Source organism: Citricoccus sp. (assembly GCF_032154715.1).
GTDB lineage: Bacteria > Actinomycetota > Actinomycetes > Actinomycetales > Micrococcaceae > Citricoccus.
In genome coordinates, this window is sequence record NZ_JALDXU010000027.1 from 14,711 (window position 1) to 33,743 (window position 19,033).

A 19,033-nucleotide genomic window follows, 5' to 3' on the forward strand; every position below is an offset into this window, starting at 1 on the left:
CATGAGCATCAGGACTTCCTCGCAGAGCGGGCGGTCAACTGACCGCGCCGTCTCCTCCAAGGGACTGGCCCGGGGCCAGGTCGGGGTGATCGGGGCCGTCGTGATCGGCGTGGCCTGCATCGCCCCCGCCTACACACTGACCTCGGGTCTCGGACCCACCATCGCCGAGGTCGGCACCCATGTGCCGGCCATCCTGCTGCTCGGGTTCATCCCCATGCTGCTCGTCGCCTTCGGCTACCGGGAACTCAACGAGCGGGTACCGGACTCGGGCACCTCCTTCACGTGGGCCAGCAAGGCGTTCAACCCCTGGATCGGCTGGATGGGAGGCTGGGGACTGATCGCGGCCACCGTGATCGTGTTGTCCAACCTGGCCGCCGTCGCGGTGGACTTCTTCTTCATCCTGCTCTCGCAGGTCTTCGGCAATCCGGCATTGGCCGAGCTGACGACGAATCTGTGGGTGAACATCCCGACGACGCTCGTCTTCATCGCGGCGGCGGCATGGATCGCGTACCGGGGACTGGAGTCGACCCAGCGCATGCAATACGTTCTGGTGGGCTTCCAGCTTCTGGTCCTGGGCGGCTTCTCGATCGCCGCACTCATCCAGGCGTCCAACGGGGAGAGCTTCGACCCGACGCCGGTGCAGCTGGACTGGTTCAACCCGTTCGCTTTCGACGACTTCTCGATCGTCGCCGCCGGCATCTCCCTGTCGATCTTCCTGTTCTGGGGCTGGGACACCACGATGACCATGAACGAGGAGACCAAGGACCCGAAGCACACCTCCGGGCGGGCCTCCACGCTGACCGTGCTGATCATCATGGCGGTCTACACCCTGTGCGCCCTGGCCGTGATCTCCTGGGCCGGCGTCGGCACCGAGGACCTGGGCGCCGGAAACCCGGACAACCAGGAGTCGCTGTTCGCGATCCTCTCCGGCCCCGTGATGGGCCCCTTCGCGATCCTGATGTCGGTTGCGATCATGATCTCCTCGTTCGCCTCCCTGCAGTCAACGATGATCTCCCCGTCCCGCACGCTCCTGGCCATGGGCCACTACCGCGCCTTGCCCCCGGTGTTCTCCCGGATCAGCCCGCGCTTCCGCACCCCCTCGGTGGCCACCATCGTCTCGGCAGTGGCCGCCGGCGGCTTCTACACGATCACCCGGCTGCTCAGCGAGAACGCGCTCTGGGACACCATCACCGCCCTGGGCCTGATGATCTGCTTCTACTACGGCATCACCGCCCTGGCGTGTGTCTGGTACTTCCGCCGCGAACTGTTCCGCTCGGCACACAGCGTGCTGTTCAAGTTCCTGTTTCCCCTGATCGGTGGCCTCGCCCTACTGACCATGTTCGTCCGGACCGCCCTGGATTCCCTCAGCCCGGACTACGGTTCGGGGTCCTCGCTGGGAGGAGTCGGCATGGTGTTCATCCTCGGCATGGGCGTGCTCGCCCTCGGCGTGGTGCTGATGTTGTGGACCCGGCTGCGCCACCCCGCCTACTTCCGCGGCGAGACCCTCGAACGGGCCGAGTCCACCACCGACCGGGATACCAGCGACCTGACGATGTGACCCCGCGGCGGCACCGCGCCTCATCCCGCCTCCCCCGCGCCCCGCCCCGGTGCGCCCCCACCACACCGCAAGAGAGACCCTGATGGCAGCTACAACACACCCGGACCCGGCGGCCACTCCGGCCACCACCTCAGCCATGCCCCCCGAGTGGGCTCCCCATGAGCGCACCTGGATGTCCTTCCCCACCCGCAACGAGACCTTCGGCGGTTCCGGTTCCTCGACGCTGGATCGCGCCCGCACCGCCTGGGCCTCCGTGGCCCGGACCATCGCCCGCTACGAACCGGTCGTCGTGGTGGCTCACCCACAGGATGAGGCCGAGGCACGACGTCGGCTCGGTTCCGACGCGGAGGTGGTCACCGCCGCGCTGGACGACTCCTGGATGCGCGACTCAGGGCCGACGTTCACGCTCGATGCGAACGGATCGCTCTCGGCGGTCAACTGGGTCTTCAACGGATGGGGCGCCCAGTCGTGGTCCCGTTGGGACCATGACCAGCACCTCGCCACCTTCGTGGCCGACCGCGCGCAGGCTCCGCAACGCAACTCGGCGCTGATCAACGAAGGCGGCGGCTTCCACGTCGACGGCAGGGGCACCGTCCTGCTCACGGAGACCGTGCAGCTGGATCCGCAACGCAACCCAGGCGCCACGCGATCCGCGGTGGAGACCGAGATCCACGCCCAATTGGGCACCACGCACGCGGTGTGGCTGCCGCGGGGTCTGACCCGGGATTACGACGGCTTCGGCACCAAGGGCCACGTGGACATTGTCGCGTCCTTCACCGAGGCCGGCACCGTCCTGCTGCACCGCCAGGGTGACCCCCGGCATCCCGATCACCAGGTCTACCGGGAGCTGCGGGACGTCCTGGACGGCGCCGTCGACGCCGAGGGCCATCCGTTACGCGTGGTGGACGTGCCTGCGCCGGCGGCCTTGCGCGACGAGGAGGGCTGGCTCGACTATTCGTACATCAACCACTATGTGGCCAATGGTGCCGTGATCCTCTGCTCCTTCGGTGAGCCGCACGCTGACGGAGAGGCCTCCGAGATCCTGGCCGCGGCGTATCCGGGCCGCGCCGTCGAGCTGGTGGATGCCCGGGACATCTTCGCCTTCGGCGGCGGCATCCACTGCATCACCCAGCAGCAGCCGCGCGCAGGCCTCGGCCGGCAGGAGGCGCGGGGGCAGGCACGGTCCGACGCTCAGCAGCAGCATGGAGGCGGCGCCGATGTTTGACGTCGCCGAGAAGTCCATCGCCGAGCTACGGGCCGCCCTGGAGACGGGCGAGACGTCCGCCGTCGGGCTGGTGCACGCCTACCGTGCGCGCATCGCCCGGTACGACCGGCCGGCACCCGGCTCCGACTCCGGTGCCGCGGCCGACGGCGGCGTCCCGTTGAACTCGGTGGTCGTGGACAACCCCCGGGTGTTCGACGAGGCGCGGGCCTCGGACGAACGGCGGGCGGCCGGGGCCGTGCTGGGTCCGCTGGACGGCATCCCCTACACGGCCAAGGACTCGTTCATGGCCGCCGGGCTGACCGTCGCGGCCGGGTCACCGGCGTTCGGCGACCTCGTGGCGCAGTGGGACGCCTTCACCATCGAGCGGCTACGGGCCGCCGGCGCCGTCCTGCTGGGGCTGACGAACATGCCGCCGATGGCCAACGGGGGCATGCAGCGTGGCCTCTACGGGCGGGCGGAGAGCCCGTACAACCCGGATTACCTGACGAGCGCCTTCGCCTCGGGATCCTCCAACGGCTCGGGGACCGCCACCGCGGCCAGCCTCGGCGCGTTCGGGCTGGGCGAGGAGACCTGGTCCTCCGGCCGGGCCCCTGCCTCCTGCAACGCCCTGTGCGCCTACACCCCGTCCCGGGGGGTGATCAGCGTCCGCGGCAACTGGCCGCTGGTGCCGACCATGGACGTGGTGGTGCCCCACACGCGCTCCATGGCCGACCTGCTCGAGGTGCTGGACGTGATCGTCGCCGACGACCACACCGCCCGCGGTGACTTCTGGAGGGTCCAGCCCTGGATCCGGATCCCCGCCTCCTCCAGCGTCCGCCCGGACTCCTATCCCGCCCTCGGCGCGGCCACGGGGGCCGACGCCGGCCGGGGCGCGCTGGCGGGCCAGCGTCTGGGCGTGCCGCGCATGTACATCAATGCCGATCCCGACGCCGGCACCGGGCCCGACCACACCGGTTCACCCGGTGTGGGCGGCCCGATGGGGCGACCCATCGTGACGCGCGAGTCGGTGATGGCCCTCTGGGAGTCGGCCCGGGCCGCGTTGGAGGCGGCGGGAGCGGCCGTCGTCGAGGTCGACTTCCCGGTGGTCACCCGGTACGAGGGGGACCGCCCCGGTGCGCCGACCATCGCCACCCGTGGACTGATCTCCGCCGGGTACCTGCAGACGGAGATCACCGCGTTGTCCGCGTGGGCCTGGGAGGACTTCCTCCGGGCCAACGGCGATCCGGGCCTGGCCACGCTGGCCCAGGTCGACGGCGCCCGGATCTTCCCGCACCCGCCCGGTGCCCTGCCGGATCGGTATCACGGCTTCGACGATGACCTCGCCGACTACCCGGAGGTCATCCGCGCGCACGGCTTCGCGGATCTGGATCGGTTACCCCACCTGGCCGAGGGCCTCGCGGGACTCGAACAGACGCGGAAAGCAGACCTTGAGGACTGGATGGACGAGCTGGGACTGGACGCGGTCGTCTTTCCGGCCATGGCCGACGTCGGGCCCGCCGACGCCGACGTGAACCCACGCTCGGCGGAGCTGGCCTGGCGCAACGGCGTCTGGGTGGCCAACGGCAACCTGGTGCCCCGCCACCTGGGCATCCCCACCGTCACGGTCCCGATGGGCACCGCCGAGGACATCGGCATGCCCTTCGGGCTGACCTTCGCCGGCCGTGCCTACGATGACACGAGCCTGCTGAGGCTCGCCCACGCCTTCGAGGCGACCGGACCACGTCGCACGGCACCACTGCGGACGTCACCCGTTTCCACCCCCACCCCGGATTCCATTCACGCTCACTGAGGAGGCATCATGAACGCCATCAACCCCAACAGCTCCGCCGCCACCGGGACACCGGCCTACCGGGGCATCAACCCGGCCACCGGGCAGGTGCTGAGCGAACACCCGTTCGCCACGGACGAGGAGGCCGGTCAGGCTGTCGAGTCCGCCCACGCCGCCTTCCGCGAGTGGCGGGCTCGGGATATCAGCGACCGGGCCGCCGTCGTCCGGCGGATCGCCGAACTGTTCGAGGAACGGACCGAGGAACTCGCGCAGGTCATCACCCGGGAGATGGGCAAGCCGATCGGCGAGTCGCGCGGTGAGGCCGAGTTCAGCGCAGAGATCTTCCGCTACTACGCGGACCACGGCCCGGCCCTGGCCGCCGATCAGGTGCTGGCGAGCACGGACGAGTCCACCAGCGTGATCCAGCGCCGGCCGCTCGGCGTGCTGCTGGGCATCATGCCGTGGAACTACCCGTACTACCAGGTCGCACGCTTCATCGCCCCGAACCTCGTGATGGGCAACACCATCCTCCTCAAGCACGCCGAGGTCGTCCCCGAGTCGGCGCTGGCCATCCATCAGCTGCTCGAGGACGCCGGGGTGCCGGCCGGCGTCTACCAGAACGTCTTCGCCACCCACGAGCAGACCGCCACCCTCATCGCCGACCCCCGCGTGCAGGGCGTGTCATTGACCGGCTCGGAGCGGGCCGGCGCGGCCGTGGCCGAGCAGGCCGGCCGGCACCTGAAGAAGGCGGTGCTGGAGCTCGGCGGGTCCGACCCGTACGTGATCCTCTCCACGGACGACCCACGCGAGGCCGCCCGGCAGGCCCTGGCGGTCCGGCTGGAGAACACCGGTCAGGCATGCAACTCGAACAAGCGGATGATCGTCATGGACGACGTCTTCGACGAGTTCGTGGACGAGATGGTCGCCCGCGTCGCCGAGCTAGCACCGGCCGATCCGTCCAGCGAGCAGGAGAAGACCTTCGGCCCCCTGTCCTCCGAGGCGGCGGCGGACACGCTGGCCGAGCAGATCGAGCGCGCCGTCGCCGCCGGGGGCACCCTGCACACCGGCGGTGCCCGGGTGAACCGCCCGGGGTTCTACGTCTCCCCCGCCGTGATCACCGACATCCCGCGGGACGCGGAGATCTACCGCGAGGAGTTCTTCGGGCCCGTTGTGGCGGTGTACCGCGTCTCCAGCGACGAGGAGGCGCTGGATCTGGCCAACGACACCCAGTACGGGCTGGGCTCTGCCGTCTTCGCGATCGAACCCGGACGCGCCGAGCGGCTCGCGGAGGGGCTGGAGGCCGGCATGGTCGGCGCCAACCAGTCCCCGCCGGAGACCGCGGACATGCCCTTCGGCGGCGTGAAGCGCTCCGGCTACGGCCGCGAGCTGGGCCCGCTGGGCATGGACGAGTTCGTCAACAAGCGGCTGATGGCAGTGGCCAAGACCTCCTGACCACGGTCACTCGGATACCCACGCGGGTCTGTGTGAAAGTTCCGCCACATTCACACACCACCGGCCGTTGTGTGTGAATGTTCAGTGATGGGCACCGACCGCGCCACCCTCCTGCGCACCATCAACGAGGTCGCCTCCTGGATGCAGCGCGCCGCCGCCCTGCTCGGGCGGCGCACCCAGATCATGATGGACAGCAACGAGGCGAGCCGCCGGCTCAATTCCGCCGTCCTCGACCTCCAATCCCAAGACCCCCACAAGCCCACCGAGTATTGGCGTGCCCTCCCCCTGGGGCCCGACGACGGCGCGCACCTCGCTGCCCTCGCTCGCCTGCGGAGTCTACCGGCCATCGCGGCGCACGAGGAGGAGGCGCTGGCAACCCTGGCCGGCGGCCGGGAGCAGGAGATGAACCGGGCTCAGAAGCTTCTCGGCCTGCGGCGCCTCATCACCTTCGGCGAGGCCCGCCACCAGGCCGAGCAGTCCGCCCGGCGGCTGAACGACTACGGCCTCTGGGCCCATACCCAGGGCCTGCCGCAGCTGCTCGACCGGCTGGAACAACACCCCACCATCGCCGCGTCCATTCCCACCGCGGATGCCCTCCATCCGGGCATCGGCCTGCTCCGCCACCTGCCCGAGCTCGGGATCTCTCCCGAGCTGATGCCGGCGGAGGACATCGCCCGGCTCCCCCGGGCCATCGCGGCCCTTGAGGAAGCACTGCGCAGCGAAGTCGAGCGCCGCGCGGCAGCCCACCGGGCCGGCGTCGTAATCCGGGACGGCGAGGCACGCGCCCTGCTGGACACCATGGACGTGAAGCTGCTCAAGGACGCCACCGCCGACCGGCTGTCCACCGGCCCGCTGCTCGAGGCGGGCATCACCACGGTGCTGCAGGTCTGGGACCGCGGCGCCGAGCTCGAGTCGCTGGACGGCGTCGGGAAGACCACCGCCACCCGCCTGCGCGGCGCCGCCCGCACGCTGTGGGACCTCGCCGTGGACGGCACGAGCCTGCGGCTGGACCCGGCCGACCGCACCGAGGCCACCACCGAGCTGCTGCGCCGGACTCGGGCCTGGGAGCAGCTGCTGCCGCTGCGGCGTTCCACGGCTGGGGTCGCGATGGCCGAAGCCCTCGCCCCGCTGGCCCACGCGCAGGCACCGGGGCATCCCGTGCTGCTGGCTCCGCGGGCGCGGACCGCCGCGCAGTTCCGAGTGGCGGTGGCTTCCGTGCTTCAGCTGGCCCGAACGGTGCCCACCGAAACGCAGACCGCGCCCGACGCCGGCCCGCAACCGGGTGCGGAGGGTTCCGGTGACGAGGTCTGGGACGACTTTCTGGCGAGGCCGGCCGACTACTACGCGCTGTTCGCCGAGCTCGGGTTCACCACGGAGGATCCGGAGAAGACGCAGGGCGACCTGCCGGCGGAGATCGTGGAGGCGGTCCGGGCCTTCCGCCTGGACACCACGCACCTGACCGCGTCACTGCGCGGCTACCAGAGCTTCGGGGCGAAGTTCGCGCTGGTGCAGGGCAAGGTGGTGATCGGCGACGAGATGGGCCTGGGCAAGACCGTGGAAGCGCTGGCCGTGCTGACGCATCTGGCCGCGACCGGCGGGACGGAGCGGCCGAAGTACTTCCTGGTGGTGTGCCCGGCGGCCGTGGTGACGAACTGGATGCGGGAGATCGAGAAGATGACCACGCTGCCTGCGCATCGGCTGCACGGAGCGAGCCGGGAAGCCGCAGCGAGTGCCTGGCGGCGCACCGGTGGTGTGGCTGTGACGACCTTCGCCACCCTGCGCAGTGCGGCCTTCGGCGATGAGGGTACCCAGCCGGTGCCGCTGGGCTGCGTGGTGGTCGATGAGGCGCAGTACATCAAGAATCCGGAGGCGCTGCGGTCTCAGGCGGTGGCGGAGGTCATCGACCGGACCGAACGGGCGATTCTGCTGACCGGCACACCGCTGATGAATCGGCTCGAGGAGTTCCGGGTGCTGATCGGCTATCTCCGCCCGGATCTGGTGCTGGACTCGCATGCTCTGGCCCCGGCACGGTTCCGTCAGCAGGTGGCCCCGGCCTATCTGCGGCGCAACCAGGAGGACGTGCTCACCGAGCTGCCGGAACTGGTGGAAGTCGAGGAGCTGCTGCCGATGGGTGCCGCGGAGTCGCGGGCCTACCGGGAGGCCGTGGCCGAGGGGAACTTCATGGCGATGCGGACCGCCGCGTTTTCTTCTGGAAGCGCGTCCGAGAAGATGCAGCGGCTGGTGGAGATCGTGACCGAGGCCGAGGAGAACGGCCGACGGGTGATCGTGTTCTCGTTCTTCCGGGATGTGCTGGACGCCGTGGCGGAAGCCCTGGACGGCCCGGTGTTCGGGCCGCTGACCGGCTCGGTGGCGGCGGCGCGGCGGCAGTCCATGGTGGATTCATTTTCCGCGGCGCCCGGTGGTGCCGCTCTGGTGGCGCAAGTGACGGCGGGCGGCGTCGGGCTCAACATCCAGGCCGCCTCCGTGGTGGTGCTCTGCGAGCCGCAGCTCAACCCAGCGATCGAGTGGCAGGCGATCGCCCGGGCCCGGCGGATGGGCCAGCTCGAGACCGTCCAAGTGCACCGGCTGCTCTCCGAGGACGGGGTGGACCAGCGGCTGACCGAGATGCTGGCGGTCAAGGCGGAGCTGTTCGAACAGTTCGCCCGCGAGAGCGATGTTGCTGAGGCCGCGCCGGAGGCCGTGGACGTGTCCGAGGCGGCGCTGGCGCGGGAGGTTATTTCGGTGGAGCGGAGGCGGGTCTTCGGCGGTGAGGCGTGAGCAAGTGCAGCGCCGCCTCCGGTGACACTTCGCGTGACGTGGTGGCTTGGCACGTGGCGTGGGACTGAGTAGTGGCCAACGACGCGGGGTACATGACGAGTCTGGCGCTGGCAGGACCGAGTTCCGAGGACAACGGGTCCATAAACACGAAGTCAGGTCGCACGCAGGCCGTCCGAGAGGATTGGGGCCGGCATCGATGTCCTCCTCGTCCGATTCCGGCGCTCGCACCGTGTCCCACTTCTTTGGAACTGGAACACTCCCCAAGGCAGTGGCCGAACACGACGACACGCCATGAATTTGCGTTCCAAAACCTAAGCCCAAAACGAGATCCCAGATGAGTCGTACAGAACTGACTTTCGATACAGGGTGGCCATGAAGATCGGGTGTGCACGGGTGTCGACCACGAAACAGGACCTCGACCGGCAGATCGATGCCCTACACAAGGAAGGGATCGGGGCCCAGCGGATTTACGTCGACAAGACATCCAAGGCCACCACCAAGCGCCCCAGACTCCACGCCGCTCTGGACCAGGCCCAAAAGGGCGACGTCATCGTCGCGCACACCCTGGACCGGCTCGGCTGCACCGTGCGGGACACCCTGAACCTCATCCACGACCTCGCCAAGCACGGCGTCGGGGTGCGGAACTTGACCGACCCGATCCGGGTCGACTCCTCCGACCCCGAGGATCCAATGTCACAGCTGGCCGTGGTCATGCTCGCCCTCTTCGATCAGATGGAACGCACCTACGCCATCGAACGGGCCGCCCACGCCCGCGCTGTGGCCACTGCCAAGGGCCGGCGCGTGGGCCGACCCAGCGTGGCTGACCCGACCAAACTGGCCTGCGAGTTCAGCATCAGCCGCGAAACGTTGTACCAGTACCTGCGCCCGTCCACCGGAGAGCCAGCAGATGACGAATCGCCCGCAGAGCTCAACACGGACCGATCCGTGACCGGCGAGTCGTGAGAACCGGGCTAGTGGGGGGCCTAAGTCCGCACCTCCAAACACATAACTACCCGTGCTGCGAACCTACACCTGGAGCGGCAGCTCCAGAACAGGGCGAAGCGCCTCAAGGCGACCAGCGTAGGTGCGAACAACTTGATCGTATAGTTCCGGCATACGGGGAGCAGTCACCGTGACTACCAAGGCATATCGAATGCGTTCTGCACCTATGGCCAGCCCACCGTTGCTCCGGGCGTTGTAATGAATGTCGAAAACAGGGTTTCTCAGGGACTTGGCTTGAAACCCTTGCTCTCGGTTGAGAACGGTTTCCCATTTCTGGGCATCTCCCCGCAGCGCGCCTTCGGTGTCGAAGGCATTCTTCTTGAAGAACGGTTTAGGTTGAGGGTCGATCGAGTCGTTCTTCGCAAATTTCCGGTCGTGGGGCCTAAAGGTTACGACCAAGCCGCTCCGCGTATAGTTACCCGGATCCTGCGGGTCCGTGAGCGTGGCGTACGTGAACGTCGCACTTATTTTCACTCGCCCGCTGAATCCCGTGTCGGGCATCGGTATTTGAGCCCTCAGATACCTGCCCGGGGTCAGCTCTCCTTGGTAGACAACCCGTACCTCTCCATCACCGCAGACCATGATGTCCTCGAGTGACCCGGGCACCTTGCCCCATCCCACGTGCGACCTATCCAAACCTGCGTCGCGCGCAGAATGGACTAGAAGTGCCTTGAGAGCCAGAGGACTGAGACGGTCCCCAAAGTGCGTTCGCATCGCTACTGCTCGACGAAGCGCAGCTGGAGCAGCGAACGAAGTCCCCTGTGTACGAGCAATTGCGCCCCCGCCGATCGGGTCGTACACATGAAATGGCTCCGTGCTGCTGCCACCGAAATCCAGAGCGTCAGGCTTTACTAAGCCTGGGCTTCGCCCCGGCCCCAGTGCACTATAAGCAGATCGCTTCCAACCTTCTCTAGTACTATCGGCGGCCCCTACCGCGAAGCCATTTACGCAGTCAGAGGGCACTTGAATGCGACGCTCTGTGGGGTCGAGTCCTGGCTCCCCGTTGTTTCCCACAGCAATCGCAGCCAGAGCTTTTCCATCTGCTAGGTATGCATCCAGAACGGCTGTCCACGGGTGCACGTCGTCGTCTTCGACAGTGGAATAAGGGCCCAGGCTCAGATTAAGGAACTCATAGCTGTTATCACTCAGGACGTCGTCGATACGCCGAAGGACGTCGTAGAGCTCAAAAGGATCCTGCTGACTCGATCCGTCTACAACCCGATAGTGATCGATGGACGCGCATGGCTGTTCCGGCTGAACCCCTGGTTCGAGAGACCCGAACAGAAGGGCCGACGTAACGGAGTGCCCGTGTTCAAGATAGACCTCTTCCGCTGCCGCCACATCAGGCGCGTCAATTGATGTCGCCCACTTCCCTAAGTCAGACTCTTCATCCAAGCCACCGTCGAAAACCGCTACGCGGAGATCTGGCCGTTTGGGCCCCTCGCTGGGCAACGGGCATGCCTGCTGATCGGAGCTCGACGCAACTCTTTCAATCGGTCCCAGAGCCCGCATTTTTGATAGGGGCCGAGCGGTTCGGAGAAATGCAAACTTCGCAAGGGAACCGAGTTGGTCTCTCGTCGCTTCTCCGGGCAGAAAGCAGAGTCCACCTACGTACAGGCGCCGGTCCGCGTCCAGTTCGACCCCAAGTTCTCTGGAAAAGGCATCAAAGGCAGCAACGATGTACTCGTCATGCGCGCGAGCGTGAAGAACAAGTTCAACTAGGAAACCTTCATTGGTCGAGTCCGCGTATTCGAGATTGCGAAGCCTGTCACCAGGCACGGGCGCGTGGACGGACTCGAGCCGTTGGATCGCTTCCGGGATGCGTCCGGGATCGTTTGAGAAGTCTTCCGCCCACCGAGCAAAGGCAGTCCGGTCACCCGCCACATACAGTTCCGTGGTGTGGCTCTGGGTGGGTTTCCCCTTCTTGGTCCATTTACTAGGAGTAACCTCCACCGGTCGACTGCCCACCTGCCGCAAGTTGTATGAGTTGAGCAACTTTTGCGGGTGATAGGACTTCGCCAGGGACTGGGGGTGAAGCGTCAATGTCCCGACGGCCTCATTATCCGGACAAGCGCCGTCGGGCAGCGTCTGAAGCTTACCTACGAGGGTCTCCGCCTGAGGTCGCAAGCGATCTATTGCTTCTTCAAACGAATACGCGGGCCCCGCGGGTGGCCCAGACTTAGGAGCTTGCACATGACCTGTCAAACGTTCCCCATACCCCAGCAAGAACCGCTTATCCTCAGGCACTCGCTTCCCCTAACCCCTCTAGTGACAAGTACTTTCGTAATGTATCTCGACTCACTCCTGTAATTTCGCTGACACTGCGTTGGCTCAGAGGCGACTCCTTGAGCATGCGTGCCGCCATAGGCCCTCGTTCGTTTGCCGGCAGCCTCCTGAAGCGTTCTCTAGCCGTCCCGAGCAGGACCTCCGAAAGGTCCGATCCATTCATCGTCGAAATGCGGCGAGCCCTTAGCACTTCTCTTTCCACGAAGCTCAAGGTCTCACCCTGGTACATGCGTGCAAGAAAATCAGCAAAAGCACCATCTACTTCAGACCCGCCCAAAAGCGAGCGAATTCCCGTCTTCAACGCCTCAACGTCCGGTAACGGAAAGTCCAGTACGACTTCAAACCGACGCCAGACGGCCGGATCGAGAAGATCACCGTGGTTGGTTGCCGCCAGCAGCAGCGAACCTTCCGGCCAAGAATCTATTTCCTGGAGAAGTACGGTAACTAGCCTTTTGAGCTCACCGATCTCCGTAGTGTCGTCTCTTCTTTTTGCGACAGCGTCCAGTTCGTCCAACAACAGAACGGCGCGTGAAGACCTTGCATAGTCGAGGACCCTTCTGACGTTGGCACCCGTCCGCCCCAAAAAACTGCTCATGACAGATGCAAGATCCAGAACGATTAACGGCTGGTTGAGTTCACTCGCCACCCACCGAGCAGCCAACGTCTTTCCCACACCGGGCAAACCTACGAACAGCGCAGTGCGTGTTGGCGCCAAACCTGCGTCCAGCAATTTGCCGGCATCCCGATGCTCGGCAACAAGCTGGTGCAAGGACTCTTCGACCGAGGGCGGCAAGATTAGCTCGTTTACAAGCACAACCGGGTCTTCGACGCGCACCAAGGGCAGGCGGCTATCCGAATCAACAGGTTGGGAAACAACTTCTCCTGCCGAGGCAGACCTCAGAGGATTCGCCCGCAGTACCTCCACTATGCCTTGAGCTAATGCGGGTCGTGATTCTCGGTAGCGCCGCGCCAACTTCCGAAGGAGTGCCTGCACACCCGGAGCGGACCCAGCGGCAGTCAATCTTACCAGCTGGACTAATTCTTCATCTGACGGGCCAGATCCACCCACATTGTCTTCCTCCATAAAGAGCACTGTACGCAGGACTGGACGATTCGTTAATCAGACACACCGAAATAGTCCACCACGGCGGTCGAGCTACCGACGGTCGACTGCTGATACCCTCGCAATGAACGCATGACAGTGCTCGTCCACTAGGTTGGCTTCGTGGCAAATGAGAACCAGCAGGCAAGGAGGAAAGTACTGCGCGTCCCCGTGCCCGACGCCGAGGGCATAGCCCGTCTCGTTGGAGCCTTGGCGGGCATGACTTTCGCCTTCGTTGCTTCCCTTGTAGGAACGGCAATATATGAGGCCTGGGACGCGGAACCCACTTGGGAGACTCTTGGCCTCGGCATAGCAGGCATAGGCGCTGAGCGCTGGGTTCTCGGGATCAGTGCAGCGGTTTTTTTGGTTGCAAGGCTCGTGGAACGCCGCCTGCGGCGCGGCGCCGATCGGAGTGTGCTGGACGGCAGGCTTCTTCTGACTCAGTTCAGCAAGATCAGTTTGCGTTTGGCCGATGGTGTGCGCTTGACTCCCGCGCGTCGAATCGCGGAGCAAAGGCAAATCCTGACGAGTGTCCTCACCGCGCTCATTGTGGGCTGCAAGCAAGTGGAGGATGCAAGAGTGGTTTTCTACGTTCTTAACGAGGACGGAACCGAACTCCACGTCGAGGACCACGTGGGTGAACGCCCTCCACTAGGACCCTTTAAAGCTGGGACGGATCGCGGCGACGATGCGCTGACTTTCGTGACTACAATGCCGGCCGGGCGCGCCGAACTCATTCCGGACACTAAGAAGGAAAAGCGCATCGGCTGGAGCGGAAGCGGCAACGGATACCGAACATATATTTCCACAGTTGTCGGGAACGCCAGCGGTCCCATAGGGATGCTGTCGATTGACGCCAAAAACCCCCGAACCCTGACTAATGCGGACAAGCACTACGCGTCGATGGCCGCGGGTCTTCTGGCGATCGCTTACACGCCCCTACGCTAGATGCATTCCGCAAGGTTGCGGGCGTAACCTTATGAGACGACGAGCACTGAGAGAGGGTGCCTTCATGGACAACACGGAGAAGCACGTCTACGCGCTCTCGGCAAAGCCGCGCTCGATCGGCAGTGGGAGCGGGATAACAAATATCACTAAGCGTGGCTCCGCAACTAGAGGAGTTACTGGGCGCGGGAAGAATACATACGATTCCGACCCAGCTTTGACCGCTGTACCTGACCTCACGGATGAAACGACCTATCGAAAACTTCGTGACGAAGTGGAAGCCGAACTTCGCGCGGACAGAAGAAATGCTCAGCGTTCCATCCTCCGATCCTTCTTGCGCCTCAGTTGACCGCCAGTAGCTGGCCTCTGACTTCCTCTACTGGCAGGCCGTCTTTATAAAACGAGGCAAGCGGGTACGGCAGGCGCACGTCCAGGGGACTGCTGCACGAATAGGTGACATCTGATCTGGCTTGTCCGGAGGGCGGGCCTGGAAGGATGTTGCTGTGCCCAAGCCCTACCCGAACGAGTTCCGTGACGATGTCGTCCGCGTCGCTCGCAACTGAGAGCCCGGAGTGGCGATCGAGCAGATCGCGAAAGACTTCGGTGTCCATCCGATGACGCTGCAGAAGTGGATGCGTCGCGCCGACATCGACGAAGTCACCAAGCCCGGCCAGCCCAGGGCGGAGGACACTGAGCTGCGTGAAGCGCGGAAGCGGATCCGTCTCCTCGAGCAGGAGAACGAGGTTCTCCGCCGAGCAGCGGCATATCTGTCGCAGGCCAACCTGCCGGGAAAAGGTTCTACCCGCTCGTGACGGAGCTCGCCGCAGGGATCCCTGTGACGGTGACGTGTCGGGTTCTCAAGCTCTCCCGCCAGCCCTACTACCGGTGGCTGACCGCCCCCGTCACCACCAGTGAGATGGTGGAGGCGTACCGCGCGAACGCGTTGTTCAACGCCCACCGCGACGACCCCGAGTTCGGGCACCGGCTACTCGCCGATGAGGCCCGCGATAACGGGGAAGCGATGGCGGACCGCACGGCGTGGCGGATCGCGTCGGCCAACGGCTGGTTCAGCGCGTTCGGCAAACCCAAGCGAGGCAAGCACCGCATGCCCGGCCCTCCCGTCCACGATGACCTTCGCGCGGTCAAGGACGAGTTCGAACGCACCCGTCACGTGTTCGCCGCGGACGCGCCGAATGAACTGTGGCTGACCGACATCACCGAGCACAAGACTGCCGAGGGCAAGCTCTACCTCTGCGCAATCAAGGAAGTGTTCAGCGGCCGGATCGTGGGCTACTCGATCGACTCGAGAATGAAGTCTCGGCTGGCTGTCCAGGCCCTCGAAAACGCCGTCGCGATCCGCGGCGACGTCGCCGGATGCGTCGTGCACAGCGACAGGGGTAGTCAATTCCGCAGCCGGAAGTTCCTGCGCGCGCTGACCCGCCACCGCATGATCGGATCTATGGGGCGAGTCGGCTCCAGCGGAGACAACGCCGCCACGGAGAGCTTCTTCGCCCTGCCCCAGAAGAACGTACTCGACCGGCGCTCCTGGACCACCCGCGAACAGCTGCGGATCGCGATCGTGACCTGGATAGAACGGACCTACCACCGTCGCCGACGCCAACCCCGGCTCGGGCGTTTGACGCCAATCGAGTTCGAGACCACCATGAACACGGCCGTCGAACTGGCGGCATGACTACAACCTGTCACCTATTCGTGCAGCAGTCCCAAACGTGGACAAAGCGTTCTCTGGCCCGGCGAATGACCTTGTCAAGTTCGCCTCATTATGGGCTCATGTCCGTCCGGCAGCGTTGAGGGACCCTCAAACATGTCGAATCGCGACGGCAGGTTGGTGCCCTCCTGGGTAGCCCGCTACTGCTCTTGAAGGGTGAGGTCGGGATTCAAGATGACGGGCATGCTCTCGTAAGCGGTGTAGTCCTCAAAGACGGCATATCCGATCTCTGCATCCTTCGGCCCTTCATAGGCGACGTAGCGATGTCCTGACTGACCGGACACGATGCCCGAGCTGCAGTTATTGCCCGGGATTTGTCCCGAGTCGTTGTTTTCCAGCATCTCCCGGTCCTGGGTGTCGTACACCATGATGTCCACCCAGTGGGGGCCCCAGCATTCCTTGCTGATGGCCTCGTCGGACTTGTTCGTGTACTCGATCTCCAAAAGGAACAAGGTGCCATCCTCGCCGGCGTTGGGACCTTCCCCGCCGTACTGTCCCTTGATGGGACCGGACTTTTCCGCGGATACCACCGTGAAGTCAGCGTTCTCCATCTTCAGGGCCTCGCCAATGCCGGGGGCTTCCACCGGAGTGGGAGTCGGCGACGGAGTAGGTGTAGGTGATGCGGAGGTCGAGATGGCCGCGGTCGAGGGAGAGGATGCGGCCGAATTGGACGGCTTGTTCGCAACGGCTGATTCCTCGCGGATCTCCCCGGCGCAGGCGGTCAGCGAGGCCGTCAGCACAACGGTGGTAAACGAGATTTTCAGGCCGCGATTCATGGGTGTCCCTCTTCCAGTGCGAGTTTAGAAACTCAATTATCCCTCTGACTAGGCCGTGAGAAGGGAGGAAACACCACTTTATGTTCACTTGTGGACCACGAAATCAACCTGTCCGCAGAACCGGCAGCACAGCGGCGGTTTCGGGTGACCGGATTCCTGCTCGCGGGCCGGCTGGCCCACCGGGCGGCTCCGGGGCAAACCGCTGAGCATTGCCCGTGCGACCGCGGGTTCTACGGCAGGTTCGTCGGGGTTGAGGACCGGAGCGGTTGGCCGTTCGGCCACTGCCGTATCTTGGCAGCTGTACCAGTCAGAAGTCTCTTGGAGGGCAGCATGGGTGATCTGCGGTGGCTGTCTGACCAGCAGTCCTTCGAACTCGAGGGCGTGTCCACTTATCACGTCACTTGTGATGAGGCTGAGAACAGCCCCGGGAACCTGGACCGCTTCAGCGGCTTTCTCAACCGACTCCTGCGGGAACAGAAATGGAAAAGCTACCCGCCCAACTGGATGTTGCGTACCTGGGTGCGGCTAGTGGCCCTGGACAGTGACCAGCGGAGCCGGGGACGGGTCGGTGTGGCCGACGTGGCCGGCGCTGACTCGCCGGGAGCACCGCAGCCTTTCGGGTTCATCCGCGTGGAGACGGATGATCCCGATGAGGCCCGCGATATCGCGAGTGGAGTGGACCGGCTCTATCGATTCATCGACGGCCACGACGTGCCCCTGGTCTGCGAAGCCGAGATCTGGTTGAGGGAGACGCCGAAGGGAGGCCTCCAACCCGATCAAATCTCGGTGACACTGCCCTACGAGGACGAGATCTATCGGACCTTCCACAATTATCCGAGCCTCTTGTACTCGGTTCGCCACGGTGAAGCGGACGCTGCTTGGGCCAAAGAGCTCCGCGCGCGCATTGGGCGTGAGGAACCACCGGAGTGTCGATGTGAGCTGGAATGGGACGGCCGGTCTCTGGTGACGGTCCTTCCGCCCGGCAACCCTGCGTTCAGTCCCGTGGCGAACGAGGATCTGGGCAAGGTCTCCGCCCATTTTCAAGAATCGGCCGACCGTATTGATGACGACGTGCCCCTGGTCCTGATCCCGCGCCCGGACAACGAGTTCGACCAAAAAGCCGTGTCCGTTGCGCTTCCCCGGGCTGCTGGCGGGAGTGTGCAGGAAAGGCACCTCGCCTACCTATCACACGACTACCTCGGTGACTCGCTTGGCGCTCTGATCGCCGATCTGGCCCGGTTTTCCGGCGGGGAGATCCAGATCCACTCCGAGGTCATCTGGAGCATGCCATCGACCGAGGTGGAACCCCGTTTGCCGCCGAGTCAGGCCTTCGCAGACGCGATTTCCGCGTTCCTGGGCGACCCTGGAACACCACCGGTGGCGTCGCGGCCGGCGCTTTCAACGCTGCTCGGCGTCACCGAGCACCGGGGCCTGCCGTCGCCGCGGCGTGCCGGCGGAGGTACTGGTACACCGTTTCGCGGCTGATCCCGTACTGGCGGGCGAGCTCGGATTTCGGGATGCCGGTCGCCGCGAGGGCGGCCAGTTCGGCCACCTGATCCGGGGTCAGTCAACAGACGGGTGCTGCCCGGGAGAGACCGTGCCTTCGACCTCCGACGAGAGCGCGGTGTGCCTTCTCAAGTACCGCGTCGTAGTTGGTGGGATCGAAGAGGAAATCCGTCGCGCTGGAATCAGGCCCCCTTCGCTGTCCTGGTCCTTCCAGCCCTGGTCCCGCAAGGTAACAGCCTCCGCGATTCGCCCGATCTCCACCGTCAAGATGCCGCAGGACACGTCGAAGCAGGCCCGTGTAGTCACCGACCGCCACCGCCGCGACGCCGGCAGCGCCTTCATCGACTGCATCACGACCCGCAGCGCCGATTCCACGCTCCAGAACCCCCTGCCCAACTCAGCTTCGACTCAGCCATGGTGACGCGTGTGGACCAACGCACTTTAGGTTCTTTTACCCAAAGCGTCCTAAAGACTCCAAAGCCGATTCCGCAGAATCTCTCGGAACTCCTCGGAGGCCAGGAACACTCATGGAATACGCCGGTCCCGAACACGTCAGGCCAGCACTTGAAGCTTAACCATGTGCACTACCGCATCAGGGAACTCTGCTCGAGCTCTGACCCCGACACAGTGGCCCCACTGCACGACGCCAGCACCTAGCGGCACATCACCGTCCCAGGCAACGAGGTACGTCGTGCGCCCATGCTCTTGGTGGGCACGATGCCTCTCATGCACCCCACCTGGGGTTGGCCAGCGAGAACAGAGCACCGCAATATCCTCGGCGACGCAGTGAATCGCCCTGGGTTTCTTGGAGACTCCTGACCTTGGAAACGAGGATGGGGTTATGCCGAAGGACATCTCGCAGGATCAGCCGACCACGCGTCGGTACAGCGCGGAGGAGAAGGCCGC

The 19,033-nt window shown here is 65.1% G+C and carries 13 protein-coding genes and 2 pseudogenes; 10 read left to right on the plus strand and 5 right to left on the minus strand.

What is annotated here, in order from left to right:
- Position 1: 1 nt before the first annotated feature.
- From RUH65_RS06720 to RUH65_RS06745, 6 genes are all read left to right on the plus strand, one after another.
- Positions 2-1,558, plus strand: a complete 1,557-nt coding sequence (locus tag RUH65_RS06720) for an APC family permease (protein WP_313816540.1) — start codon at positions 2-4, stop codon at positions 1,556-1,558.
- A gap of 82 nt (positions 1,559-1,640) precedes the next feature.
- Positions 1,641-2,783 (plus strand): agmatine deiminase family protein, encoded by a 1,143-nt coding sequence (locus tag RUH65_RS06725; protein WP_313816541.1) that lies wholly within the window; start codon positions 1,641-1,643, stop codon positions 2,781-2,783.
- Positions 2,776-4,572: an amidase gene (locus RUH65_RS06730; protein ID WP_313816543.1), complete on the plus strand. Its 1,797-nt coding sequence runs from the start codon at positions 2,776-2,778 to the stop codon at positions 4,570-4,572. The genes RUH65_RS06725 and RUH65_RS06730 overlap by 8 nt, the downstream gene beginning before the upstream one ends.
- Positions 4,573-4,581: 9 nt before the next feature.
- Positions 4,582-6,003, plus strand: a complete 1,422-nt coding sequence (locus RUH65_RS06735; protein WP_313816544.1) for an NAD-dependent succinate-semialdehyde dehydrogenase — start codon at positions 4,582-4,584, stop codon at positions 6,001-6,003.
- An 87-nt stretch (positions 6,004-6,090) separates the two neighbouring features.
- Positions 6,091-8,781 carry a DEAD/DEAH box helicase gene (locus RUH65_RS06740; protein ID WP_313816545.1) on the plus strand — a complete coding sequence of 897 codons (2,691 nt, stop codon included), beginning with the start codon at positions 6,091-6,093 and terminating at the stop codon, positions 8,779-8,781.
- Positions 8,782-9,174: 393 nt separating this feature from the next.
- Positions 9,175-9,744: a recombinase family protein gene (locus RUH65_RS06745; RefSeq protein ID WP_396179736.1), complete on the plus strand. Its 570-nt coding sequence runs from the start codon at positions 9,175-9,177 to the stop codon at positions 9,742-9,744.
- Positions 9,745-9,807: 63 nt separating this feature from the next.
- Here the strand turns inward: RUH65_RS06745 and RUH65_RS06750 are convergent, their stop codons facing one another.
- The 3 genes and pseudogenes from RUH65_RS06750 to RUH65_RS06760 all read right to left on the minus strand — a co-directional run bounded on the left by RUH65_RS06750 (position 9,808) and on the right by RUH65_RS06760 (position 12,904).
- Positions 9,808-10,284, minus strand: coding sequence for a hypothetical protein (locus RUH65_RS06750; RefSeq protein ID WP_313816554.1), 477 nt, complete (start codon positions 10,282-10,284; stop codon positions 9,808-9,810).
- Positions 10,285-10,452: 168 nt separating this feature from the next.
- Positions 10,453-11,295: pseudogene (locus RUH65_RS06755) on the minus strand (S8 family peptidase); the annotation flags it as partial.
- A 727-nt stretch (positions 11,296-12,022) separates the two neighbouring features.
- Positions 12,023-12,904, minus strand: a complete 882-nt coding sequence (locus RUH65_RS06760; protein ID WP_313816547.1) for an ATP-binding protein — start codon at positions 12,902-12,904, stop codon at positions 12,023-12,025.
- 390 nt (positions 12,905-13,294) lie between these two features.
- Between RUH65_RS06760 and RUH65_RS06765 the strand changes: the two genes are divergently transcribed.
- Together RUH65_RS06765 and RUH65_RS06770 are read left to right on the plus strand one after the other, a co-directional pair.
- Positions 13,295-14,119, plus strand: coding sequence for a hypothetical protein (locus RUH65_RS06765; protein WP_313816549.1), 825 nt, complete (start codon positions 13,295-13,297; stop codon positions 14,117-14,119).
- 569 nt (positions 14,120-14,688) lie between these two features.
- Positions 14,689-15,809 (plus strand): IS3 family transposase gene (locus tag RUH65_RS06770; protein ID WP_396179739.1). Its coding sequence is split into 2 segments (ribosomal slippage): positions 14,689-14,904 and positions 14,907-15,809, totalling 1,119 coding nucleotides; the frame shifts between segments, so codons are not numbered across the junction.
- Positions 15,810-15,985: 176 nt separating this feature from the next.
- Here the strand turns inward: RUH65_RS06770 and RUH65_RS06775 are convergent.
- Positions 15,986-16,621: a hypothetical protein gene (locus RUH65_RS06775; RefSeq protein WP_313816550.1), complete on the minus strand. Its 636-nt coding sequence runs from the start codon at positions 16,619-16,621 to the stop codon at positions 15,986-15,988.
- A gap of 330 nt (positions 16,622-16,951) precedes the next feature.
- On the opposite strand from RUH65_RS06775, the gene RUH65_RS06780 reads away from it, so the two are divergent.
- Entirely contained in the window at positions 16,952-18,106 is a 1,155-nt protein-coding gene (locus tag RUH65_RS06780) for a hypothetical protein (RefSeq protein WP_313816552.1), read from the plus strand.
- Here RUH65_RS06780 and RUH65_RS06785 read toward each other — a convergent pair.
- Positions 18,036-18,188, minus strand: a pseudogene (locus tag RUH65_RS06785) (helix-turn-helix domain-containing protein); the annotation flags it as partial. The gene RUH65_RS06780 and the pseudogene RUH65_RS06785 sit on opposite strands and share 71 nt — an antisense overlap.
- 30 nt (positions 18,189-18,218) lie before the next feature.
- On the opposite strand from RUH65_RS06785, the gene RUH65_RS06790 reads away from it, so the two are divergent.
- Complete coding sequence (locus RUH65_RS06790; RefSeq protein WP_313816553.1) at positions 18,219-18,548, plus strand: hypothetical protein; 330 nt, start codon at positions 18,219-18,221, stop codon at positions 18,546-18,548.
- The last annotated feature ends 485 nt before the right edge of the window (positions 18,549-19,033 follow it).